Below are 22,743 nucleotides of genomic sequence, written 5' to 3' on the forward strand. Positions count from 1 at the left end.
GTACCATCCATTTCATCGATAGATTGCTTCCACATTATCACAGTTTTCTTGATGGCAACAATTTTCCATATAGGGGCAAAGGAAGGGCATCGTGCTCTCCCGCCCTCCCAAGGCGCCTGTCAATTCATCGCTTATGCAAGGAAAGACCATGTCCAACATTCTTCTCATCACCTCCAGCCCGCGTGGCGACGAATCGGTTTCCAACAAGTTCGCCGGTGAACTCGCCAGCAAGCTGAAGGCAAAGTCGGCTTCCAACACCCTTGTCCACCGCGATCTCGCTGCTGACCCGATCCCGCATCTCGACACCGTCAAGACCGCCGCCATCCGCAAGGCGCCCGACCAACGCACGGCTGAAGAAGCGGTTGCCGCCGATTATTCCGACAAGCTGGTAACCGAGCTTCTGGCCGCCGATACCGTCGTCATCGGCACCGGCCTCATCAACTTCAACATTTATTCCGGCCTGAAGTCGTGGATCGACAATGTCGCGCGCGCCGGCCAGACCTTCAAGTACACCGAAACCGGCCCGGTTGGCCTTGCCACCGGCAAAAAGGTTTACATCGTGCTGGCCGCTGCCGGCGTTTACTCCGAAGGCCCGGCCGTATCGATGAACCATGCTGTTCCTTACCTGAAGACCGTTCTCGGCTTCATGGGCATGACGGATGTGGAAGTCATCTATGTCGAAGGCCTGGCATTCGGTCCGGAAGCCGTAGAAAAGGCTGTGGCCGCCGCTGAAGCCAAGGTTGAAGAGCTGGCGCAGGCCGCCTGAGACAATTTAATGGAGGCTGATGCGGCAATGTATCAGCCGACCCACATTCCGTAACGGCCGTGGACCTGATCACGGCCGTTATTTTTTGCCGCATAGAGCCGCGAGTCGGCTTCCGAAAGAAGTTCCAGAAATACCCGCCCGTCCTCGAGACCAGTTGCAACACCGATACTGACGGTCAACGGCGTTCCATCGGGCCGGCGCAGACCCGCCAGCACGGCGGCGCGCAGACTTTCGGAGAAAGCGAGCGCGGCCTCATGCGACATCGCCGGAAGCAGGGCCACAAATTCCTCGCCGCCGAAACGGTAGAGATGACCATGTGGCTGGACCGACCGCTTCAGCACGGCTGCGAATTCGCGCAGAATTTCATCGCCCTGTAGATGGCCGAAGGTGTCGTTGACGGTCTTGAAATGATCGATATCGACGATAAGCACACTGATCGCCCGCCTCTTCTCGGCGCAGTCAAGCACGATGGAAGGCGCGTCGAGTTCCATGCGGGCACGGTCCGAAACACCCGTCAGCATGTCGCGCCCGGAGCGCGACAGCAGTTCTTCGTAACGTTCGCGGAAAGTCAGATCGTTGAAGACATCCGCTATGTTGCGGCGTGTGAGGAAACGGCCCTTGGCGGATGTCAGCCAAAGATAGATCGCGAAGAGCAACGAATAAACGGCAACGGCCGACATCTTCGCTTTCCAGCCATCGTAAAAGACATCGAGAGGTGCGTTGAACAATAATCGCAGCGCTCCATAAAAACCTGCCTGATCGAGGCTCAGGATAACGACGCCGCAAATCGCGAAGCGCAGCACGATATGGCGTTGCAGGTAACGACCCAGCTTTTCGTAAAACAGGATGATGGCGATGGCGTCGATATAAAGCAGGCTGGTTCCCCAAACCATCAGCACGCCCATCTCATCCAGAAATGCAGCGCTGACCGACTGCCCGGGAACAATCGCCACCGTTAGATGAAAACGGATGATCTGCGCTATGATGACGGTCAATATATTGCCGAGAAACAGGCCGTAGATCGGTTGCCGAACAACCGCCGCGTCCTCGCGCATATAGAGCATGAGGATCATCATCAGCTTGCCGGCGAAAAGGATCGAGGAGCCGGGCGACGCCACGCCAAAGGGCAGCTGCACATAAAAAACGGCGGCCAGATAGGTTTCCAGGAAGTGCATGACGCCCAGCGCGGTGAGAAAAACACCGATGCCGAGAATATGCCGGTAATGAAGGAATGCCGTCATTACCGAAAAATAGACGATGGCCTCCATCAGGAAGAGGGCCAGATTTGCCCATTGCATCGGCACACGCCCTATCGATCCACATCACGCCGGTCTATCGGCGCGACTCCATGCCCTTCACAGACGATAGGCCCAAGCAACCAACGGAATCTTAATTTAGAGAATAAGAAAACGTCATCATTTTCCTGGAAAAAGCGACGCGCCGTTCTGCTCAATGATGAGCTTCGCCTTGCGGATCGTGAACTCCACGGCATCGTCCATGCTCGTGAAGACGTCGGCGCGCACAAATTCATGCACCAGCACTTCGTCGCCGGCCTTTTTCTCGATACGGCCCGCCAGGCGGAACTGGCCGCCTTCCTTGATTGGCGTTGCATAGATCAGATAGTCGCCATGCGCATGCGGCTCGGCCTGCGCCACCTTCTGCGGCGCATCGGTGGACGGCTGGCCGGAGCCGAAGGCCGAGAGGATTTTGGAAAAAAACGATGCCATGGCTTTCACTCCCTCAATCAATCATGCGTGGAAAGGCGGCGGTAACCGCCCTTCCCTGTGCCTTGCCCGGATCAGATGATCAGGTTCGACAGGATGTCGTTTTCGGTGATGTCTTCATAACCGAGACCGGCGGCCTCGAAGCGCTCCAGCAAGCCGGCAAAGTTTTCCTGCGCATTGGTTTCGATGCCGATCAGGATCGAGCCGAAATTGCGGGCCGATTTCTTCAGATATTCGAAACGGGCGATATCATCGTCCGGGCCGAGCAGGTTGAGGAAATCGCGCAGCGCACCGGGGCGCTGCGGCAGGCGCAGGATGAAATACTTTTTCACGCCGGTGTAACGCATGGCGCGTTCCTTCACGTCCGGAAGGCGCTCGAAATCGAAATTGCCCCCGGAAACCACGGCAATCACCGTCTTGCCTTCCAGCCTTTCGCGGCCAAGCTTTTCCAGCGCGGCAATCGAAAGGGCACCAGCGGGCTCCAGCACCACGCCTTCGAGGTTCAACATCTCGATGATTGTCACGCAGATGGCGTTTTCGGGGATGAGCTGGACCTGATCGGCCGGAAAATCCTTCAGCGCCTTGAAATTCAGGTCGCCAATGCGGGCGACGGCGGCGCCGTCGACGAAATTGTCGATCTTGTTCAGCGTCACAGGCTCGCCGCGCTCCAGGCTCTTCTTCAGGCTCGGCGCGCCCTCGGGCTCGCAGAACACGAAGTTCTCCTTCGCGACGGTGCCGGCCAGAAAACCGGTGAGGCCAGCCGAAAGCCCACCGCCGCCAACGGGCATGACGACGATGTCAGGTTTCGTGCCTTCCGGAAGCTGATCCATGATCTCGGCGGCCACCGTTGCCTGTCCCTCGATGATATCCTCATGGTCGAAGGGCGGCACCATGTAGCCGTCATTATCCTGCACGTGCTGGCGTGCGGCGGCATAACACTGGTCAAATATATCGCCCACCAGACGGATCGAGATAAATTCGCCGCCGAAGATGCGGGTTTTTTCGATCTTCTGCTGCGGTGTGGTCACCGGCATGAAAACGACGCCGTGAACACCGAAATGGCGGCAGGCGAAGGCGAAGCCCTGCGCATGGTTGCCTGCCGAAGCGCAAACGAAGACCTTGCCCTTGCCGGCCTTGGCCACCGCCTTGCGCAGAAAGTTGAATGCGCCTCTAATCTTGTAGGAACGAACCGGGGACAGATCCTCACGCTTCAGCCAAATCGACGCGCCATACCGACGGCTGAGATGTTCATTCAACTGCAGCGGTGTTTCGGGGAATATTTCCCGCACTTCCCGCCGTGCTGCTTCCACAAGCTGCTTGTCCACGATAGTCAATCCATTGAAATTCATAATGGTACCCGCTATGCCATAGGAAGGCGTCCGAGACAAAGACTCATTTCAGCGCGGCAACAAACTCCGGGTTTCATTTCTTGAACAGCAACCTTCTGCGCTCGGTCATATATGTGGCTTCCATTTTCGGGCTTTACATGGCGACAGCCATGTTTCTGCCGGCACTCACCGATCTCTATTACGGCAATGACGACTGGATGGTGTTTGCGCTGTCGGGTTTCATGTGCGGGGGCTTTGCGCTTGCCTGCGCGCTGGCGACGCGCGGGCCGATTGCCGCCTTCAACAAACGTTTCGGCTTTCTGCTCGTCAACCTGCTCTGGCTGGTCTTTTCAGTTGTCGGCGCGGTTCCGCTTTACCTGTCCGAACTCGGCCTGACGCTCGGCCAGGCGTTTTTCGAATCCGTTTCCGCCATTACGACAACGGGATCCACCGTTGTTTCCGGGCTTGACCACGCCCCGCAGGGCATCCTTCTCTGGCGCTCGCTGCTGTGCTGGCTTGGCGGTATCGGTATCGTGGCGCTCGGCCTCTTCATCCTGCCGCTGCTGCGCGTCGGCGGCATGACCTTCTTTCGCATGGAATCCTCCGATACCGGCAATGACCGGCCTTTCGCGCGGCTCGCAAGCTTCACCCGGGCTTTCGTGGCCATTTACATCATCATGACGCTTGCCTGTACGATCGCTTACGATTTTGCCGGCATGTCGCACTTCGATGCGCTGAACCATGCCATGTCGACGGTCGCGACCGGTGGTTTCTCCACCCATGACGCCTCTTTCGCCTATTTCAACAATACGGCGCTGCTGTGGATCGCCACCATCTTCCTGATCTTCGGCAGTCTGCCCTTCTCGGTGATGATCCTGCTGGCCGTGCGCCGCCGGCTGGAAACGCTGCGCGACCCCCAGATCGTCGTCTTCCTGGGATATCTCTGCGCGATTTCCATCGCCGTCGGCGTTTATCATCATCTCAGGAACGGCGTGCCGCTGAACGACGCGCTCAGCCATTCCTTCTTCAACATGACCTCGATCCTTTCCACCGGCGGCTTTGCCAGCGACGACTACACGCTCTGGGGGCCTTTCGTCGTCGTTGTCGCCTTTTTTGCCACCTTCATGGGTGGTTGCTCCGGGTCCACGGCGGGCGGCATCAAGGCCTATCGTTTTCTCATCATGTTCAACGTGGCGCGGGCGGGCCTGAAGAAGCTGATCTATCCGAACGCCGTTTATTCGGTTCGTTATGGGCAGCAGGTGGTCGATCCCGATACGATCCGGACGATTTTCCTGTTCGTCAGCTGTTACGTCGCGCTTTGGATCGCCGGCAGCCTCGCCATGAGTCTGATGGGTTATGATTTTCTCACTTCCATATCTTCGGTGGCAACGGCGCTCGGCAATGTCGGACCGGGTATCGGCCCCGTCATCGGCCCCTCGGGCAACTTCGCCACCATCAGTGATCCGGCGCTTTACGTCCTGTCGATGATGATGCTGCTAGGGCGTCTGGAAATACTGACGGTCCTGGTGCTGCTGATGCCGATTTTCTGGCGCAGCTGATGTCATGGAACACTTGTTGAGCGCCGGCGAATAAAGCGCTTGACCTTCCCACGTTGGAATAGTCCAGGCTCCTCCCGTTAGAATTCCAAACCATGGAGAATCGCCTATGTGCACCGCTCACCAGCATCATGCCGAAACCACGACGGCGCCGGTTGATGCAGACCTTTCTTTTCACGTTGAGGACATGACCTGCGGTCATTGCGCCGGAGTGATCAAGGGCGCGATCGAAAAGACCGTTCCCGGCGCTGCCGTGCATGCCGATCCGGCAAGCCGCACGGTCGTGGTTGGCGGCGTCTCCGATGCGGCGCGTATTGCCGAAATCATCACCGCTGCAGGCTATACGCCCGAAGCACGCGCCTGATCCGAACAGATGCCGGCGGCGCTCCATTCCTGCAGCCGCCGGATCGCCCGCCTACCCGTTTCGCGCTGAACCCGCGTGACACCCTTTGGACGACATCGAATTTCGTCCTTTCAGATATTCCCTAAAAGATATTCCTGCAGAAGCATGTAGCGACAGCTTCACACCGAGGCACGACGGCACCCTATCAGCACTAAGGCCCGGCTCCTGCGAGCCGGGCCTTATCTTGTGAGCCAATCTAGATCAGCTTATTTCACGGCCAAATCTTTGGTCATGATAAAGTAATTGATCGGATGCGGCCTGAAGTTCTCAACCTTGTCCGAATAGGCATCAAAGGCGGTCTCATGGATGAGGTAGACGGTGACGGCCTCATCGTAAACCCTTTTTGCTGCTTCGGCGTAGATGGCGTAACGCTTGGCAGGCTCGGCCACCGCATAGGCCGATTTGATCAGCTTGTCCGTCTCCTCACTGCAATAATGCGAGATGTTGTAACCGCCTGTGCAGGTGTAATCGGCATTGAGGAAGCCGATCGGTTCTGCAACGTCGGTGGCATAACCGCGTGACAGGAGAACCATGTCGAAGTTGCCGGAGAGAAGATCGGGCTCGATCGCGGTGTAATCGGCAACGCGAACATCGACCTTGATACCGATTTCCTGCAATTGGGCCTGGATAACGGCGGCAACATCCTTGAGTTCGGTTCTTTCCGTGTAGGCGAGAAGCGTCAGCTTCAGGCTGCCGGGAGCAATTCCGGCCTCTTTCAGTAGAGCCTTTGCCTTCTCCACGTCATAAGCGGGTGTGACGTCTTTAGGCGCCCATGGCTCGCCCGGCGCGAAGGGCATCGTTGCGGGTTTTACCACGCCTTCATAGATGCTGTCGGCAATACCGGCGGTATCGATGGCGGCCCGGATCGCCTGCCGAACTTTGATATCCTTGAACGGCGCTTTTGAATTATTGAGCAGCATTTCGGTAATCCGGGGCACGGTAATCGGTGCAACCTTGACACCCTTGGCCGCTTCAACGGTCTTTACCGTCCAGGGTGGGATCACGCGCGAAATCTGCACTTCACCGCTTCTTATCTGGGTGGCGCGCGTATCGGCATCCGGAATAAAGTTCACGCGGCCGCCCGAAAGCTTCGGCATACCGGCCCAATAGTCATGGTTCGCGGTCAGCTCCATATACTGGTTGGCATCGACCTTGGTGATCTTGAAGGGTCCGGTGCAGGTTCCGATCGGATCGACTTTGCCATCCTTATAGGCTGACGGCGCGAGGATCGAAGTCGCAGGGCTTCCCATTTGCGCAGGCAGCAGCACCGATGGCTCGATGGTGGTGATCTTCACGATATCGTCGCCGCTTGCGTCAACGGCAGCGATCAGCTTCGGTGAAAAGGCCCGGGCCGGAACGGGCGCTTTCAGAAGATTGGTGAGTGCATTGACTGCGGCAGCGGCATTAAGCGGCTCGCCGTTCTGGAATTTCACGCCCTTGCGCAGCTTGAATTCCCAAACCTTCGGTGAGGTCTGCGTCCAGGATTCAGCCAGCCCCGGCTCCAGTTTCGTGTCATAACCGACGCGGACCAGGCTTTCGAAACAGCCGGCGCGCGAACCCAGATAGGCATCGTCGGAAGCCATCTGCCAGCCGGTTTTGACGCCGGTATAATCGTCATAGGTAATCGTGGCGACCTCTGCCGCAGGCGCTCCAAACGAAACCACAATGGCGCATGACGCCAGAAGTGCGTGCTTCATCATAGAATATTCCCCTTTTATTTTTGACTACAACGCTCACAATTCGTATATATTCACGAAACTTCACTCGATCATTACTAAATCAATAAGAATACCATATGGATATCTCTCGATAATCCATTTGAATATTATATATTTTACGTTTTGTACTCGGAATTTTATTCCGATATTAATCCGCAAACGCACAATTCATCTGTTTTTACGGCAACAGAAAACTGTAATTGCGCTGTCCGTCAGCCCCATTCCCGCCAGCGATGGCAGCGCGCGAAATGCTCGCCGGAAACGCCTTCCAGAACGGGTTCCACCTCGCCGCATATCTCGGTCGCATATTTGCAGCGGGTGTGGAATTTGCAGCCGTTCGGAGGATTGAGAGGGCTCGGCAGATCGCCGTCCAGAAGCATTTCCGGTGCATATAACCCCGTCTCGTCCAGCATCGACGATGCGATGAGAGCCTTGGTATAGGGGTGCTTCGGCGCCCGGAAAAGCTCCTCCCGGTCAGCGATTTCAACGACGCGTCCGAGATACATCACCGCGATGCGATCGCAGAGATAACGCACCACACGCAGGTCATGAGAAATCATCAGAACCGTCAGGCCGTGACGGCGCTTCATGTCCATCAGAAGGTTCAGGATCTGCGTCCGCATCGAGGCGTCGAGCGCCGATGTCGGCTCGTCGCAGACAAGGAAGCTCGGATTGAGAAGCAGCGCGCGGCCGATGACGACGCGCTGCAGCTGGCCGCCAGAACATTGGCTCGGATAACGGTCATAAAACGAACCGTCCAGACCGACCTCCTCCAGCATGTGGAAAACGCGCGACGCACGTTCCTCGCGGGTGCCGATGCCGTGCTGGGCAAGCGGCGCTTCCATGCTCTGGCCAATGCGCATGCGCGGATCGAGTGCGGAATAAGGGTCCTGAAACACCAGCTGCACGACCCGGCGCATACGCCGGAGCGCCTCGCCCTGCATGTGCAGCATATCGTTCTGTCCGATGCTGACCTCGCCTTTCGTTGCGTGGGTCAGCCGCGTGATCAGCCCGGCAACCGTGCTTTTGCCGCATCCGGATTCACCAACAAGGCCAAGCACTTCCCCCTCGCCGATCGTCAGGGAAACATCATCGACCGATTTCACCACACGGTGACCGAAGCCCGATATGGGATAATATTTGCAGAGGTTCTTCGCGACCACAAAGGGCCGCTTGCCGTTTTCCGCCGATGGCGGGGTCTGTGTCGTCGCTGTCGATAACATTGTCACCCTCCCTCAGCAGACTGTGTGGCCGGCATGGTCATGAGCGGCATGATCGTGACCGACAGCCCAGCACCGCGCCTTGCGCCCTTCGGGCAAGGCATTCAGATCCGGCTCCGAGGCCATGCAGCGGCCGCTCATGCCTGCCGAATTTGCAAGCGCGCAGCGCGGATGAAACCGGCAGCCGCAGGACATGTCATGGGCCTGCGCACTGGAGCCGGGGATCGTCAGCAACTGCCCCTCGCTGTCAGTGGTCAAAAGCGAACAGCTGATGAGCGCCTTGGTATAGGGGTGCTGCGGCGCCTTGAGGATCGCCTGGGTCGGCCCCTCCTCAACGATACGGCCGGCATACATGACTGCGATCCGGTCTGCGAAGGCGGCAACGACCGAGAGATCATGGGTGATCAGCAGCGTGGCAAGCCGGCGTTTGCGGCGTTCGTCATCGAGCAGGCGGAGTATCTGTGCCTGAACGGTGACATCAAGCGCCGTCGTCGGTTCGTCGGCGATCAGAAGCTGCGGATTGCCTGATAGTGCGGCAGCAATCATGACACGTTGCGCCATACCGCCGGAAAGTTCGTGCGCGAAACATTGTGCCCGCGCCGAGGGATCGGGAATGCCGACATCGGACAGGAGACCGACGACCCGGTTCAGCGCCGCATTCCGGCTCATCTTGCGATGGATCCAGAGCGGCTCGGCAACCTGCGTCCTCACCCTGCTTGTCGGGTCGAGCATGGCCTGCGGCTGCTGGAACAGCATGCTAATATCGGCGCCGCGCAGCGCATCGAGTTCGGAAGATGAAAGAGCGAGAATGTCGCGCCCGGCAAAGGAAATGCGGCCGGAATTGATTTCCGCACCCTGCGGCAGAAGCCGCATCAGCGACAGCGCCGTCATGCTCTTGCCTGACCCGGATTCGCCGACGAGAGCGACGACTTCGCCGGCGTTGACGGAAAGCGTCAGGCCCGAAATAACAAACTTGCGACCGTTTTGCGCCGGCACAGAAACGTGCAGGTCCTCGATCTCCAGAAGCGGTGCGCATTCGGGAGACATGGCCGTATTGGCAAGCGTTTGTCCTTCGATATTCATAAGAGTTCCCCTTATTTTTATTGAATCGGAGGCATTGCGTATTCTTCATGCGGCTTCAGACGATATTACTCTCCTTCCGGTTCCGTCGCGTCATCTATGTTTGGCAACCGTCAAATCTGTCGTCGCCAGTTTGCCGGCGTCAATGACCGTTGGTTTTCTTTGTTTCCAGATTGAGGCCATGGCCGATCCACGTTACGCTCAGCGCCGACAGGAATATCGCCAGACCCGGTGCGATGACGAGAACGGGCATCCGTTCCGCGTAAGCCTGCGCATCGGCCAGCATCAGCGCCCAGTCGGCGGCCGGTGGCTGTACGCCAAGGCCCAGAAACGACAACCCGCCAACCGTGATCAGCTTGTGGCCGAAGCGCAGGAACGCCACTGCCGCAATGGGCCAGATCGTGTTGGGAATGATATGCCGGAAGATAATGAAGCGCCGTGTGCAGCCGAGCACCTCGGCGGCGCGGATATATTCGCGCGAATTGATCGAGAGCGTCAGTCCCCGCGCCAGCCGCGCAAAAGGTGTCCAGCCGACGATCGTCAGCGACGCGATCAGCGTTCCATATCCCGGGCCGAAGATGGCGACGAGAAAAATCGCAATCACGACATCAGGTATGGCGATGAGCAGGTCCACGATGCGCATCAGCACCTCGTCGAGGATGCCGCGGCTGCGGCCGCTGATGATGCCGATGAAGGTCCCGATCACGACAGAGAGAATGACGGTGATGGCGGCAATGGTGACCGTGAAGCGGCCGCCGATCAGCAGCCGGCTGAGCACATCGCGGCCCAGGTGGTCCGTTCCCAGCCAGTAGAGGGCGCTCGGCGCGTTCAACCGCAGGCGAAGGTTCTGCTTTGCCGGATCATAGGGTGAGATCCACGGCGCGATGACCAGCAGCAGGATGATGACGAGAAAAATCGCTGCTCCCGCATAGAAGGTCCAGTGACGGCAGCAAATGAAATCCGTGAACCGGGCGAGGTTCGAGGGGCGCTTGGGCGCAGTCATCGGCATGGCGGCGGCAGGCGCGCTCGGGAAGTGACTAATGGTCATGGTGACCTCGCATTGCTGGATTGATCAGGACATAAAAGCTGTCGGCCAAGGTATTGATCAGGATGGAGAGCGCTACGATGCAGATGAAACCGCCCTGCAGCATCGGGATATCGCGATTGACCACGGCGTCGTAGAGAAGCCGGCCCATGCCGGGAATGGCGAAGATCACCTCCACGACCACCGATCCGCCAAGCAGGCCGGCAAGCCACAGGGCGAAGAAGGTGACAACCGGCAGCGAGCCGTTGCGGATGCCGTGGCGCATGACCGTGCCGTGCATGCCGAGACCGCGGCTGCGGGCCGCCGTGATATAGGGCGCGCGCAGTACCTCGGCCATTGCGGCGCGCGTCACCTGGGTGAAATAGGCGAGCGGTCGTAGCGTCAGGGTCAGCGCGGGAAGCACCAGCGAACGCCAGCTATCCCATCCGGCTGACGGCAACCAGCCGAGATAGAGCGCGAATACCAGCGCCGACATGGGCGCAAACCAATATTCGGGCGTCGCAACGAAGCTCTGGATCATCAGCGTCGCGAAATTGTCCAGCCGCCCGCCGGGACGCATCGCCGCCAGGGTGCCGAGCGGCAAGGCGACGGCGACCGCGACCGCCAGCGCCGTCAGCGCCAGTGTCACCGACACCCAGAGCGACCGCAAAAGCTCGGCGGCTACCGGCTGGCTGCTGGTGAAGGAAAATCCGAGATCGCCTCGCAGCGCGCCCGACAACCATGCGAAATATTGCACATAGAGCGGGCGGTCCAGTCCGAGACTGACCCTGAGCGCCTCGACCGCATGCGGATCGAGCGCCGTATCGCGCATGCGCGACATGAGAATGGTGCGGGCCGGATCGCCGCCCGCCATATAGGGCAAAAGAAACGCGATGACGGACACGATCGCCAGCATCAGGCACAGAATAAGGAAGCGCTGTATTATCTGTATCCACATGACTTGGTCTCCTTCACCACAATTGGCGTCTGCACTGCAATCCACGCCCGTTTCCCAAAGGAAAACAGCCGCTTATTTCACCGGGCGCTGTAGATCCATCACTGGACCTGAGGTGCCCTTCAGCATTCCGGTGCGCTTGGGAACGATGGCCGCGGTCGTAAACTCGATATCCTCGGCATGGGCCAGATCGTGAATGATCGGGCAATCCGGCTCACCGTTGTCAGGGCAATAGGTTGCGAGGTTTCGCAGCGTATCGGCCATCTCGCGGAGCGTATGCATCTTCGCTTCCAGATCGACGACATGTTCCATGACGATGCGTTTGACGTCGCAGGAGGCGCCGCCCGGATCGCGCCAGAGCGTCATGAGCTGCCTGATCTTTTCGATGGAAAAACCGAGATCGCGTCCGCGCCGGATGAAACGCAGCGTTTCCAGATCATTGGCCGTATAGACCCTGTATCCCGACTCCGTGCGGTTTGCCGATTTGATCAAACCGATTGTCTCGTAATGCCTGATCATCTTCGCAGAAACACCGGAGGCGGTGGCGGCTGTGCCAATATTCATCGATCCTGCTCCTATCTTTCCGGGGTGAAAAACACGTCTGCATGAATGTCGGCGGTGCGCATGCCGCGCGCCAGAAGCTGCGGAACAGTCGCCTCGATCATGGCCGGGGGGCCTGCAATATAGGCTTTCCAGCCATCGAGATCGTCGAAATCATCCGCCACGGCCGCACCGACATAACCGCACCGGATATCGGCATGGTCCTCATGCGAGAGAACCAGCACGAAGCTCAGATTGCCATGCCGTGCGGCAAGATCTCCGAAGCGGTCGAGCATATAGAGATCACGCTCGGCGCGAGCGCCGAAATAGACATGAACCGGGCGTTCGCGGCCTGTTGCGAGCGCCGCCTCGACAACCGCCTTGACCGGGGCAAGCCCCGAACCGCCGGCAATGCCGAGGATCGGCCCGCAATGTTTTTCCCGCAGGAACGAAGAGCCGAAAGGCCCGACAATGGTGACGGCGTCGCCCGCTTTGGCCTGAGTGACGATATGGCTGCTGGTAAGACCGCCGGGAACATGCCGGATGTGGAATTCGACAAGCTCCTCATCCACCCTGCTGGCAATGGAATAATCGCGCGGCGAACAATCAGGATAAAGCAGGCGCACATATTGTCCGGGTTTGAAGGTAAACCGCTCGCGATCGTCGAGCCGGATGCGGATGAGCTTGATATCGTGCGTGGCGTCCAGCGCTTCCGCAACCACGCCCTCAAAGCGGCCGGTCGGAATATCGGCGATCTCATCCGCCCCGTCGAGCCAGCTGATCGTCATGTCGCTTAACGGCACGGCCCGGCAGGCAAGTGTCAGGCCATCGGCCTTTTCCTCTTCGGTCAAGGAGAAGGGCGTGTGCTTGAGAAGATCGATCTCGCCGGAAATGAGATGCGATTTGCAGGCCCCGCAGCGGCCCATGCGACAGCCATGCGGATAAGTAACACCTGCGGCCAATGCGGCCTGAAGTACGGTCTCACCCTGCGCCGCCATGATGCTGCGTCCGATCTGCGGCAGATAGATTGTGTTGCCGGGCGTCATTATGTCCGCCTCCTATTCGGCCGCTGCGAGCTGCATGCCGGACGATCTGTCCACAAGCGGCGCGCGAAAGCTTTTCAGGCGCAGCGCGTTCGTCAAGACGAAGACGCTGGAAAGCGCCATGGCTCCGGCGGCAAGGACAGGCGACAGCAGAACGCCGTTGACAGGATACAATATTCCGGCCGCCACGGGAACGAGAGCAGCGTTGTAAGCGAAGGCCCAGAACAGATTCTGGCCGATATTGCGGATGGTCGCCTTGGAGAGCGCAATGGCGTTGGCGACGCCGCGAAGATCGCCCGACATCAGCACCACGTCGGCGCTTTCAATGGCGACATCCGTGCCCGTGCCGATGGCAAGACCGACATCGGCGGCGGCCAGCGCCGGCGCATCGTTGATGCCATCGCCGACGAAAGCGACACGTCGGCCACCGGCGGCAAGCCTTTTGACGGCCTCGACCTTGCCGTCGGGCAGCACTTCCGCCACCACCTCGTCAATGCCAAGCCGACGGGCGATGGCTTCAGCTGTGCGGCGATTGTCACCGGTGATCATCGTGACCTTGAGGCCCAGCGCGTGCAGCGCCGCAATCGCCTCCGGGGTCGTCTGCTTGATCGGATCGGCAACGGCGATGATCGCGGCCAGCCTGCCATCGACGGCGGCATAAAGCGGCGACTGCCCTTCCCTGCCCAGCCTTTCGGCTTCATCGGCAAACATCGCGACGTCATAACCGAGCTTCGTCATGAACCGGTCTGCGCCCGCTTCGACCCTGCGGCCGCCAACCATGGCTGCAACACCAAAACCGGGGGTCGCTTCGAAACCTTCCGCATTGGCAAGCGTCAGGCCGCCATGTTTCGCAGCCTCGACGATCGCTTCGGCAATCGGATGTTCGGAATGGTTCTCCAGCGAGGCGACGAGGCGCAGCACCTCATCCGCATCGAAGCCCTCTGTCGTGGTAAAATGCACCAGCTTCGGCTTGCCGAGCGTCAGCGTGCCTGTCTTGTCAACGGCGATCACGTCGGCATCGCGCAGCGTTTGAAGCGCATCGCCACGGCGGAACAGCACGCCCATTTCGGCGGCGCGGCCGGTGCCGACCATGATCGAGGTCGGCGTGGCAAGGCCCATGGCGCAGGGGCAGGCGATGATGAGAACCGCAACCGCGTTGACCAGCGCGAAGGTCAAGGCCGGATCAGGCCCAAAGACGAACCAGACGGCGAAGGTGAGAACTGCGGCCAGCATGACGGCCGGCACGAACCAGTTGGTCACCTTGTCCACCAGCGCCTGAATGGGCAGCTTGTCGGCCTGCGCCTCCTCCACCATGCGGATGATCTGGGCGATCAGCGTATCGGCGCCAACCTTGGTGGCGCGGAAGGTGAAGGAGCCATTACGGTTCACCGTGCCGCCAACCACCTCGGAACCCTCGGTTTTGGTAACCGGGACCGGCTCACCCGTGATCATCGATTCATCGACATAAGAAGAGCCGCTCAGAACCAGACCATCGACCGGCACTTTCTCACCGGGGCGAACGACGATCACATCACCCGTTCGCACATCCTGCAACGGCACATCGATGGTTTCGCCATCGCGCAGCACGCGGGCCGACTTGGCCTGCAGGCCGACGAGCCGCTTTATCGCCTCGCTGGTGCGGCCTTTTGCGCGCGCTTCGAGGAACCGTCCGAGAAGGATGAGCGTGACGATGACCGCCGCCGCTTCGTAATAGACATTGGCCGTGCCGCTCGGCAGGATTTTGGGCATGAAGGTTGCGACGACCGAAAATCCCCAGGCGGCGGCGGTGCCAAGTACGACGAGCGAATTCATGTCCGGCGCAAACCGCAGAAGCGCGGGGATGCCTTTTTTGAAGAAGCGCAGGCCGGGACCGAACAGAACCAGTGTCGTCAACACGAATTGCAGATACCAGCTTTCCTGCATGCCAACCGTTTCCATCACGAACTCGTGGATGGCGGGCACCAGATGCGAACCCATTTCCAAAACGAAGACCGGCAACGTCAGCGCAGCGGCGACGGCAAGGCTGATTTTCAGGCCGCGCAACTCCGTGGCGCGTCTATCCTCCTCCACATCACCGGCTTTATCGGCGATGATTTCCTTCGCCGTATAACCCGCCCGCTTGATCGCCTCCGCCAAGGTGGCGGCAGAGGCGGCATTGCCCGCCACACGAATCGTGGCGCGCTCGGTCGCGAGATTGACGCTCGCATCGGAAACACCGGAAACAGCCTTCAGCGCCTTTTCAACGCGTCCGACGCAGGAGGCGCAGGTCATGCCCTCAATATCGAGTTCGATGGTTTTTTCTTCGACGCTGTAACCGGCCTGCCGCACCGCCGAGATAACGGCCGGCACATCCGGCGGCCCGGAAAAGGAAATGTCGGCACGTTCCGTTGCCAGATTGACCGAGGCCTTCAAAACGCCCGGCACCTTGGCGATCGCCTTTTCCACGCGGCCGACGCAGGAGGCGCATGTCATGCCATCGATCGCAATCTGATGACTCGCCCGGATCTCCATTTGTGACATGCGTATGACCCCTCTTTTCTTGTGTTAAAAAAAAGATAGGGCTTCCCATCGTGGCAAGGTCAATAGGTTCTTTTTGATGATTTTCGGGGAAAAATGCCGCCCGCGTGATCAAGCTCATTTTTTAGGCGTGCGTGCGGGCATTCGCACGATTTACACCAAAAAGCCGGGAAGTTCCTTTAAATGCCCCGAAATCGCAGGAAAACGAAAAAATTAGTCAGAAGGATATGGTGCGGACGGCGGGACTTGAACCCGCAAGACCAATGGTCGGCAGATTTTAAGTCTGCTGCGTCTACCGATTTCGCCACGTCCGCATTGCCGCGCCTTGCGACCAAGGCATTGCAAAAGCCGTCATCGCGAGGGCGCCTAGTCAAATGGCCGATCCCGAACGCGACGGAGCCCCATCTACACAGGCTGCGCGGTTTCGGTCAACGGGGCGTTAGCCACACCAGGACTGATTTTTTGCCGATGCCGGATGCGCGAGCCCTTCCCGCACGAGTTGATCGGCGAAGGATACGCCCGAACGCGAAAGCCGTTTGCGTTCCGTGGCTTGCCCGCCCGCAGCACCGCCGGACGCCACATCGAAGGCCCCGGCATTCAACATGTCACGAAGCCTGACCTTCGCAACGAAACCGCGCTGGCGCTCTTCCATGCAGCGCGCCCGGTCGATCTGCGGCACTTCTATGCCGGCAAGCTGCATCTTCACGCCCTTCATCCAGAAGGTGTTGCCATCGGCCACGCAATTGTTGAGGCCGGAACGACCGCAGAAGGCAAAAGTACCGCTTTTTTCACCGAGCGAAATTTTTTCGACCGAAGGACGGGTTTCCGGCAAGATAGCGGCGACCTGACTCGGCTGCGAGGCGGACGGCATGGCGATCGGACGCGGTGGCACCGGGCCGTTGCCGGGCAGAGCCGGCGATGCGGGGCGAATGGATGCCACTTTTTCCCGCGTGACGGAATCGCGTTTGGCCGCCGTCGCGACTTTCGAAGAACTCGTGACTGACGATGTCGCCTTTGCAACATGCCGCTGCGGCAAAAGACTATCACGATGTTCGTAAGCCTGAATGCCGCCGGCGACGACGCCCAGCATCAGCACCCAGGGCCAAACACTACCGCCACCCGATTTCTTCGCCGCGCGGCGTCGTGCTGTCGATTTTCGATTGCTCACGATCGGACTCCTTTCAACGGAGCCGCATTATCGGCCAAAGGAGTTTCCGAAAGGTTGGCATTGCCGGGCGTTTTCGCTTTTCAGAGAATCGGGGAAACGCCCTAACCTCTTGTTTTCTCGAATTGCCGAATGGAAAGTACGCAAATGAGCTGTGGATAAACCGTCAGCGAACCTGATCGAGAAGGCGCTTGCATTCGAGGAGGTCGAACAGGGCTTCCTGCAAAAGCGCCTGATCGTCCTTGCCGATGCTCGACTTGCCCACCGATATTTCCGCATCGCCGCCACCGCCGAAGCCAAAAAAACGGCCGCTTGGTTTGGCCTTCGGACGGCCGACGACCTCGTCCCCATCGGTATCGACGACACGCGGTTCGGCAACTTCCTTTTCACCGCTCGCCGCCATGATGGCTTCCATGGTTGCGAGATCACCGGAGGCGATGGCCGCCACGAAGCGGTTGCCATTGGCTTTCAGCAGCTTCTGTACGCCCTTGATGGTGTAACCATGGTCATAAAGAAGGTGACGAATGCCCTTCAGGAGATCGATATCGTCAGGGCGGTAATAACGACGGCCCCCGCCCCGTTTCATCGGTTTGATCTGCGGAAAGCGTGTTTCCCAGAAACGCAGCACATGCTGCGGCAGATTCAGCTCATCCGCCACTTCACTGATCGTCCGAAACGCGTCGGGGCTTTTATCCAAATTTCCACTCCCATCCGAACCGGAGCGCCATGCATCCGGCCGGACACTGAACGAGAACGCTTTTCACACGCCGGTCAAACATCGCGCGACATCCGTTCTGAACCCGTGCAGACGCCATTGCGGCGAGATACAAATCACTAAAATTGATTATGATGTGAGTCGACCGGATTTCAACGGCTTGCACGTTGAAATTCAAGTATGTTCACAAGAAGAATGGGAAAAAAGGCTTACGATACGACAAAAAAGGCATGTCGCTTATAACTTTAGAGAAGGATTATGCTCCGGCCTTCTGGCCCTTCTGCTTGGCCTTGCGGGCCGTATGGGCCTTCAGAATGCGCTGTTTCAGCACATTCGAGGCCTTGAAGGTCATGACACGACGCGGAGAAATCGGAACTTCCTCGCCCGTCTTGGGGTTGCGGCCTATACGTTCGTTCTTTTCCCGGATCTGAAACGTCGCGAAGGAAGAAAGCTTGACGACTTCGCCGCGGGTGATCGCGTTGCAAATTTCGTCAATGATCGTCTCGACCAGTTCAGCGGATTCGGTGCGGGACAGCCCGACTTTACGAAACACAGATTCTGCAAGATCTGCGCGTGTCACTGTCTTCCCGGCCATTTTTCCCCGCAAACCGTGTCTGAACTCTTCTCTAGGAGCCGCCGAGATTATTTCCCTTGTGGCGACCGGTCAAGGGATTGTTCCAGATTCATTTGAGGCTTTCGGCAATCAGTGCAAGGGCTTAGAGCGAGTGATACGCTTTTGACACAGGCTCGGGCCGCTCCGGCGCATCCAATCGGGGCGTGAGCGCGAAAATCACAACCGATTTCGCGCCATCGCCCCGGCAAACGCGGAAATCAGGCCTTTACCAGCGCAGCAGCACCGCACCCCACGTGAAGCCGCCGCCCATGGCCTCCAGCATCACCAGATCGCCCTTCTTGATGCGTCCGTCACTGGCAGCAACGGCGAGCGCCAGCGGAATGGAGGCGGCCGAGGTATTGCCGTGCTGATCGACGGTGATCACGACTTTTTCCGGGTCGATGTTAAGCTTCTTTGCCGAACCGTCGATGATGCGCTTGTTGGCCTGGTGCGGAACCAGCCAGTCGAGATCGTCGGCCGTGGTGCCCGTCGCCTCGAAGGCCTGTTCGATGACGTCGGTGATCATGCCGACAGCGTGCTTGAACACTTCCCGGCCTTCCATACGCAGATGGCCGACCGTGCCAGTGGTGGAAGGCCCACCATCGACATAGAGCTTTTCCTTGTGCGAGCCATCGGAGCGCAGCTGTGCGGTCAGGATGCCGCGATCGGCGGAGGTGCCTTCACCTTCACCGGCCTCCAGAACCAGCGCGCCGGCGCCGTCGCCAAAGAGGACGCAGGTGGTGCGGTCCTTCCAGTCGAGGATGCGCGAGAAGGTCTCGGAACCGATCACCAGAACGCGCTTGGCCATGCCGCCGCGAATATAGAGATCGGCGGTCGATACGGCATAAACGAAGCCTGAGCAGACGGCCTGCATGTCGAAGGCGAAACCATGGGTCATGCCCAGACGGTTCTGGATGTTCACCGCGGTTGCCGGAAAGGTGTTATCCGGGGTCGAGGTGGCCAGAATGATAAGGTCGATATCATCGGGTGTGAGACCGGCATTGTCGAGCGCCGCACGCGCCGCAGCTTCGCCGAGAGACGCGGTGGTTTCACCCTCGCCGGCGATATAACGCTGTCTGATGCCCGTGCGCTGCACGATCCATTCGTCTGACGTCTCGACGACACCTTCGATTTCGCTGTTGGTCATGACACGCTTCGGAAGCGCTGCCCCGAAACCACGAACTATAGAGCGGATCATTCCCTTATTCCTCGTCAGCCACGAGAGCTTCGGGCGCCGGGGGCGGAAGCCGTCTTGCGTGGTAAATTTTCAGATCATTCTCAATCTTGGCCGTCAGGCCGTTGTGGACCATGTCGTAGCCGACATCAACGGCGGAGGCAAAACCGACGGCGTCGGTGCCGCCATGGCTCTTGATGACGATGCCGTTGAGGCCCAGAAACACGCCGCCATTGACCTTGCGCGGGTCCATCTTTTCCCTCAGCACATCAAAGGCGCTTTTTGCGAGGACGTAACCGATCTTGGCAAAAAAGCTGCGGGAGATCGCCTCGCGCAAAAGCGTGGTGATCTGGCGCGCGGTGCCTTCGGCGGCCTTGAGTGCGATATTGCCGGTGAAACCTTCGGTCACCACCACATCCACCGTTCCCTTGCCGATATCGTCACCTTCGACGAAACCGCGATAATCGATGGTGGCGAGATCGGCTTCACGGATCAGACGTCCGGCCTCACGCACCTCTTCCTGACCCTTGACCTCCTCGACGCCGACATTGAGCAGGCCGACGGTCGGACGGTCGATATCGAACAGCGCACGCGCCATGGCACCGCCCATCAGGGCGAAATCCAGCAATTGCTGGGAATCAGCGCCGATAGTCGCGCCGACATCGAGCACGATGCTTTCGCCTTTCAACGTCGGCCAGATGCCGGCGATCGCCGGGCGTTCCACCCGCGCCATGGTGCGCAAACAGAACTTGGCCATGGCCATCAGCGCGCCGGTATTGCCGGCGGAAACGGCGACATCGGCTTCACCGAGCTTCACGGCTTCAATGGCGCGCCACATGCTGGAGACGTAGCGGCCGCGGCGCAGCGCCTGGCTCGGTTTCTCGTCCATGCTGACCGAGACTTCACAATCGTGAAAGACCGACTTTTCCCGGAGAGCGGGATATTGTGCCAGAATGGGGTCGCATTTGCTCTTCTGCCCGTAGAGCAGAAAAGTTACATCGTTGTGCCGTTCAAGCGCCTTGGCGGCACCGGGTATGGCAACATCTGGGCCGAAATCGCCACCCATGACGTCAATTGCAATTCTGATCACTCGTCCCTTATCCTTACTTGCCGCCAATCAAGCGGATTTTGCGCGAAAATACCTTTTCCGGCTCTTGTTACAATAAAATTATTTCAGCCCGGCTGGGCCATTCAGTCTTTTTTCCAATCTTTCAGCACGGCAAAGGGCGATGGGCGCTTTTCTTCCCCGGGCTCTTTTTCGGCCGTTTCGGGAAATTCCGCATCCGGTTTGCGCGGATAGGGATCGATCGCAAGGGCGGCAAATTCGGCAACCACGGCACCGACATCGATGCTGTCTCCGGTGAACTGGTCGGGGATATCGGGGCCATCAGGATCAAGCACGATCTCGCCTTCCTCGTTGGTCACCATCCGCGCCAGCTTCGATCCTTCGGGAACGAAAATCTGCTCGATGGTCTCGTCGATCTTGCTCGAGACCGGCTCCAGCGTGACGATGCAGGATTGGGTCACAGCCGCATGCACCTCACCCTTGATCTTCACGCCATCCTTCTTCCAGCGGGAAACCTGCAACTCCGCCTTCAGATATTCGACGGAAACCACATCCCAGAATTTCGCCAGCGCCTTCAGTTCCTCGGCACTGGCTTCGAGACCAATCCTGACGGGATTGGCGGAAATATGGCCTACCTTTACGGGATAGGAAAAAGGCAGGTCGTCATTTGCGGCGTGTCGCGCATTCATCGTGAACCTCATCGTACAGGCAAGGGCAGCGTCAGGCTTCCGGTTGCTATTGTCTCTTCGGACTGGGCGGCGAGGGCTGCGGATGCTTCCATCATCCAGCCCGCCAGCCCCTCCATATCGGGGGCCTTGTCGTCTGCCTGCGGATATATATTGCGCCGGAGTGCTGCGGCAAGAGCTGTGCGGTCGGAAGCATCCAGCGCCGCCGCGTAGGATTCGAGCCGTCCATAGAACATGCCGGCGAATTTCTTCATGCGTTTCGGCACGCCCTGATCGCCGATTCCCAGTTCCCGAATGGAATGATCGAGGTCCTGAAAAAAGGCGTCGACGATCTCCTGGGCGATTTCCTGCCCGCTGACACCTGACGATTTGGTGCGGCGGAAATAGAGAATCATGATGGCCGAGAGCATCTCGAAGCGGCCCATGACTGTATCGGGAACACCGAGATCGAGATAAAACCCGGGCGTGCGGGCGGCAGCCGTCAAAGTCGCATATTGCCGATCGACAATGGCGCGATTGTTATTTTTCTGTCTGAACAGCCCGAATATCATCTTTTTTTCCGAACCGGACGGGTGAATTCGCTTACCGCCCATCGCACTTGTTGCATGATTGTCAAAGCTGGTTTACCGAAGCATCCACGAATTGCAATGCTGTCACGGTCACGTTCGTCTTTGGGCTGAAACAGTCGAAGAGAACCGGAGGAGTTCCAAAAGGTCGTGAAAGCATTGAATTTGGGGGGTGATCGGGATTTTCCGTCCCCGGATTGACACAATCATGTGCACAGACACTGTGCACCACGCAATGCCGGAAGGTGCCATTCATGATCGCAGTCGGGGAAAAGCAGTTGAGCAAGCAGAAATCCGCAAGTCACGGCAAAATTCTGAGCAAGACCGCCATCGCAATCGTGCTCGCATCCGGCCTGCTTTCCGCCTGCACCAGCACGACAGACGTATTTCACAACGGCTACGTCATGGACGAGCAGGCCCTCCAGCTGATCCCCGAAGGTTCCAGCCGCGAGCAGGTTCTGCTGACCATGGGTACACCTTCCACCACGGCGACCTTCGGCAACGAGGTGTTCTATTACATCTCGCAGAAGCGCGTACGCCGCGCGGCCTTCATGAAGCCGTCGCTGGTTGAGCAGAACATTCTCGCCATCTACTTCAACAAGGACGGCGTGATCGAGCGCAAGGCCAATTACACGCTGCAGGACGGCAAGGTCTTCGACACGATTTCGCGCACCACGCCGACGGGCGGCAAGGACCTCACCTTCCTGCAGCAGCTGCTTTCCGGCGGCACCTCGGGCGCCAATATCGCCAAAAGCATTCTCGGTCAGGGCAACAACACCCCCTGATCGGAAGAAAGACAATAAATTCAAAGGCCCGGGGAGCGCTCCCCGGGCCTCTTTCATTGCCCGGCGCATTTAGGGCATTTCCGCTTTTCTCCGAAACGC

22 protein-coding genes and 1 tRNA gene are annotated in these 22,743 nt (G+C 58.8%); 4 read left to right on the forward strand and 19 right to left on the reverse strand.

The annotated features are described in order from the left end of the window. Window positions 1-148: 148 nt before the first annotated feature. Window positions 149-766 carry an FMN-dependent NADH-azoreductase gene (locus tag AGR1_RS07575; RefSeq protein WP_072494288.1) on the forward strand — a complete coding sequence of 206 codons (618 nt, stop codon included), beginning with the start codon at window positions 149-151 and terminating at the stop codon, window positions 764-766. A gap of 32 nt (window positions 767-798) precedes the next feature. Here AGR1_RS07575 and AGR1_RS07580 read toward each other — a convergent pair whose 3' ends face one another. The 3 genes from AGR1_RS07580 to ilvA form a co-directional block, all read right to left on the reverse strand. Continuing rightward, on the reverse strand, window positions 799-2,064 hold the full coding sequence (locus AGR1_RS07580) for a GGDEF domain-containing protein (RefSeq protein WP_149146606.1): 1,266 nt from the start codon (window positions 2,062-2,064) through the stop codon (window positions 799-801). A 117-nt stretch (window positions 2,065-2,181) separates the two neighbouring features. Continuing rightward, window positions 2,182-2,493 carry an HlyU family transcriptional regulator gene (locus tag AGR1_RS07585; protein ID WP_149146607.1) on the reverse strand — a complete coding sequence of 104 codons (312 nt, stop codon included), beginning with the start codon at window positions 2,491-2,493 and terminating at the stop codon, window positions 2,182-2,184. Between the two features lie 71 nt (window positions 2,494-2,564). Next, complete coding sequence (gene ilvA, locus AGR1_RS07590; RefSeq protein ID WP_149146608.1) at window positions 2,565-3,839, reverse strand: threonine ammonia-lyase; 1,275 nt, start codon at window positions 3,837-3,839, stop codon at window positions 2,565-2,567. A gap of 80 nt (window positions 3,840-3,919) precedes the next feature. Between ilvA and AGR1_RS07595 the strand changes: the two genes are divergently transcribed. Together AGR1_RS07595 and AGR1_RS07600 are read left to right on the forward strand one after the other, a co-directional pair. Continuing rightward, entirely contained in the window at window positions 3,920-5,377 is a 1,458-nt protein-coding gene (locus AGR1_RS07595) for a TrkH family potassium uptake protein (protein ID WP_162927378.1), read from the forward strand. 106 nt (window positions 5,378-5,483) lie between these two features. Next, complete coding sequence (locus AGR1_RS07600) at window positions 5,484-5,738, forward strand: heavy-metal-associated domain-containing protein (RefSeq protein WP_003521591.1); 255 nt, start codon at window positions 5,484-5,486, stop codon at window positions 5,736-5,738. Between the two features lie 245 nt (window positions 5,739-5,983). Here the strand turns inward: AGR1_RS07600 and AGR1_RS07605 are convergent, their stop codons facing one another. The 16 genes from AGR1_RS07605 to AGR1_RS07680 form a co-directional block, all read right to left on the reverse strand. Further along, complete coding sequence (locus tag AGR1_RS07605; protein ID WP_149146609.1) at window positions 5,984-7,477, reverse strand: ABC transporter substrate-binding protein; 1,494 nt, start codon at window positions 7,475-7,477, stop codon at window positions 5,984-5,986. A 230-nt stretch (window positions 7,478-7,707) separates the two neighbouring features. Continuing rightward, on the reverse strand, window positions 7,708-8,718 hold the full coding sequence (locus AGR1_RS07610) for an ABC transporter ATP-binding protein (protein ID WP_149146610.1): 1,011 nt from the start codon (window positions 8,716-8,718) through the stop codon (window positions 7,708-7,710). A gap of 12 nt (window positions 8,719-8,730) precedes the next feature. After that, window positions 8,731-9,798, reverse strand: a complete 1,068-nt coding sequence (locus tag AGR1_RS07615) for an ABC transporter ATP-binding protein (RefSeq protein ID WP_080790933.1) — start codon at window positions 9,796-9,798, stop codon at window positions 8,731-8,733. A gap of 139 nt (window positions 9,799-9,937) precedes the next feature. After that, entirely contained in the window at window positions 9,938-10,843 is a 906-nt protein-coding gene (locus tag AGR1_RS07620; RefSeq protein WP_080790934.1) for an ABC transporter permease, read from the reverse strand. Beyond that, the gene (locus AGR1_RS07625; protein ID WP_080790935.1) at window positions 10,833-11,777 is read right to left on the reverse strand and encodes an ABC transporter permease; all 945 of its coding nucleotides are present in this window, start codon (window positions 11,775-11,777) and stop codon (window positions 10,833-10,835) included. The genes AGR1_RS07620 and AGR1_RS07625 overlap by 11 nt, the downstream gene beginning before the upstream one ends. A 72-nt stretch (window positions 11,778-11,849) precedes the next feature. After that, a complete protein-coding gene (cueR, locus tag AGR1_RS07630; protein WP_080790936.1) occupies window positions 11,850-12,338 on the reverse strand; it encodes a Cu(I)-responsive transcriptional regulator in 489 nt (162 codons plus the stop codon). A gap of 11 nt (window positions 12,339-12,349) precedes the next feature. Next, the gene (locus tag AGR1_RS07635; protein WP_149146611.1) at window positions 12,350-13,360 is read right to left on the reverse strand and encodes a 2Fe-2S iron-sulfur cluster-binding protein; all 1,011 of its coding nucleotides are present in this window, start codon (window positions 13,358-13,360) and stop codon (window positions 12,350-12,352) included. Window positions 13,361-13,372: 12 nt separating this feature from the next. Then, window positions 13,373-15,877: a heavy metal translocating P-type ATPase gene (locus tag AGR1_RS07640; RefSeq protein WP_187772075.1), complete on the reverse strand. Its 2,505-nt coding sequence runs from the start codon at window positions 15,875-15,877 to the stop codon at window positions 13,373-13,375. A gap of 225 nt (window positions 15,878-16,102) precedes the next feature. Next, a tRNA-Leu gene (locus AGR1_RS07645) sits at window positions 16,103-16,188 on the reverse strand. Between the two features lie 125 nt (window positions 16,189-16,313). Next, the gene (locus tag AGR1_RS07650) at window positions 16,314-17,042 is read right to left on the reverse strand and encodes a nuclease (protein ID WP_149146613.1); all 729 of its coding nucleotides are present in this window, start codon (window positions 17,040-17,042) and stop codon (window positions 16,314-16,316) included. 163 nt (window positions 17,043-17,205) lie between these two features. Continuing rightward, complete coding sequence (locus AGR1_RS07655; RefSeq protein WP_077982504.1) at window positions 17,206-17,736, reverse strand: MerR family transcriptional regulator; 531 nt, start codon at window positions 17,734-17,736, stop codon at window positions 17,206-17,208. A 274-nt stretch (window positions 17,737-18,010) separates the two neighbouring features. Continuing rightward, window positions 18,011-18,349: an integration host factor subunit alpha gene (locus tag AGR1_RS07660; RefSeq protein ID WP_003502236.1), complete on the reverse strand. Its 339-nt coding sequence runs from the start codon at window positions 18,347-18,349 to the stop codon at window positions 18,011-18,013. A gap of 244 nt (window positions 18,350-18,593) precedes the next feature. After that, entirely contained in the window at window positions 18,594-19,565 is a 972-nt protein-coding gene (locus AGR1_RS07665; RefSeq protein WP_080790940.1) for a beta-ketoacyl-ACP synthase III, read from the reverse strand. 4 nt (window positions 19,566-19,569) lie between these two features. After that, window positions 19,570-20,631, reverse strand: a complete 1,062-nt coding sequence (gene plsX / locus AGR1_RS07670) for a phosphate acyltransferase PlsX (protein ID WP_080790941.1) — start codon at window positions 20,629-20,631, stop codon at window positions 19,570-19,572. 101 nt (window positions 20,632-20,732) lie between these two features. Beyond that, complete coding sequence (locus tag AGR1_RS07675) at window positions 20,733-21,296, reverse strand: DUF177 domain-containing protein (RefSeq protein ID WP_080793026.1); 564 nt, start codon at window positions 21,294-21,296, stop codon at window positions 20,733-20,735. An 8-nt stretch (window positions 21,297-21,304) separates the two neighbouring features. Next, complete coding sequence (locus AGR1_RS07680; RefSeq protein ID WP_080790942.1) at window positions 21,305-21,844, reverse strand: ubiquinol-cytochrome C chaperone family protein; 540 nt, start codon at window positions 21,842-21,844, stop codon at window positions 21,305-21,307. A 269-nt stretch (window positions 21,845-22,113) separates the two neighbouring features. Here AGR1_RS07680 and AGR1_RS07685 point away from each other — a divergent pair, with 269 nt between their 5' ends. Continuing rightward, complete coding sequence (locus AGR1_RS07685; protein WP_080790943.1) at window positions 22,114-22,644, forward strand: outer membrane protein assembly factor BamE; 531 nt, start codon at window positions 22,114-22,116, stop codon at window positions 22,642-22,644. Window positions 22,645-22,743 lie beyond the last annotated feature (99 nt).

Origin of the sequence: Agrobacterium sp. B1(2019), assembly GCF_008274755.1 — a bacterium.
GTDB classification, from domain to species: Bacteria; Pseudomonadota; Alphaproteobacteria; order Rhizobiales; family Rhizobiaceae; genus Agrobacterium; species Agrobacterium salinitolerans.

Coding starts and splice junctions, on each gene's coding strand:
- AGR1_RS07575 (WP_072494288.1), top strand. CDS start 149: ATGTCCAACATTCTTCTCATCACCTCCAGCCCGCGTGGCGACGAATCG.
- AGR1_RS07580 (WP_149146606.1), bottom strand. CDS start 2,064: ATGCAATGGGCAAATCTGGCCCTCTTCCTGATGGAGGCCATCGTCTAT.
- AGR1_RS07585 (WP_149146607.1), bottom strand. CDS start 2,493: ATGGCATCGTTTTTTTCCAAAATCCTCTCGGCCTTCGGCTCCGGCCAG.
- ilvA (WP_149146608.1), bottom strand. CDS start 3,839: ATGAATTTCAATGGATTGACTATCGTGGACAAGCAGCTTGTGGAAGCA.
- AGR1_RS07600 (WP_003521591.1), top strand. CDS start 5,484: ATGTGCACCGCTCACCAGCATCATGCCGAAACCACGACGGCGCCGGTT.
- AGR1_RS07605 (WP_149146609.1), bottom strand. CDS start 7,477: ATGATGAAGCACGCACTTCTGGCGTCATGCGCCATTGTGGTTTCGTTT.
- AGR1_RS07610 (WP_149146610.1), bottom strand. CDS start 8,718: ATGTTATCGACAGCGACGACACAGACCCCGCCATCGGCGGAAAACGGC.
- AGR1_RS07615 (WP_080790933.1), bottom strand. CDS start 9,798: ATGAATATCGAAGGACAAACGCTTGCCAATACGGCCATGTCTCCCGAA.
- AGR1_RS07620 (WP_080790934.1), bottom strand. CDS start 10,843: ATGACCATTAGTCACTTCCCGAGCGCGCCTGCCGCCGCCATGCCGATG.
- AGR1_RS07625 (WP_080790935.1), bottom strand. CDS start 11,777: ATGTGGATACAGATAATACAGCGCTTCCTTATTCTGTGCCTGATGCTG.
- cueR (WP_080790936.1), bottom strand. CDS start 12,338: ATGAATATTGGCACAGCCGCCACCGCCTCCGGTGTTTCTGCGAAGATG.
- AGR1_RS07635 (WP_149146611.1), bottom strand. CDS start 13,360: ATGACGCCCGGCAACACAATCTATCTGCCGCAGATCGGACGCAGCATC.
- AGR1_RS07640 (WP_187772075.1), bottom strand. CDS start 15,877: ATGTCACAAATGGAGATCCGGGCGAGTCATCAGATTGCGATCGATGGC.
- AGR1_RS07660 (WP_003502236.1), bottom strand. CDS start 18,349: ATGGCCGGGAAGACAGTGACACGCGCAGATCTTGCAGAATCTGTGTTT.
- AGR1_RS07665 (WP_080790940.1), bottom strand. CDS start 19,565: ATGATCCGCTCTATAGTTCGTGGTTTCGGGGCAGCGCTTCCGAAGCGT.
- AGR1_RS07675 (WP_080793026.1), bottom strand. CDS start 21,296: ATGAATGCGCGACACGCCGCAAATGACGACCTGCCTTTTTCCTATCCC.
- AGR1_RS07680 (WP_080790942.1), bottom strand. CDS start 21,844: ATGATATTCGGGCTGTTCAGACAGAAAAATAACAATCGCGCCATTGTC.
- AGR1_RS07685 (WP_080790943.1), top strand. CDS start 22,114: ATGATCGCAGTCGGGGAAAAGCAGTTGAGCAAGCAGAAATCCGCAAGT.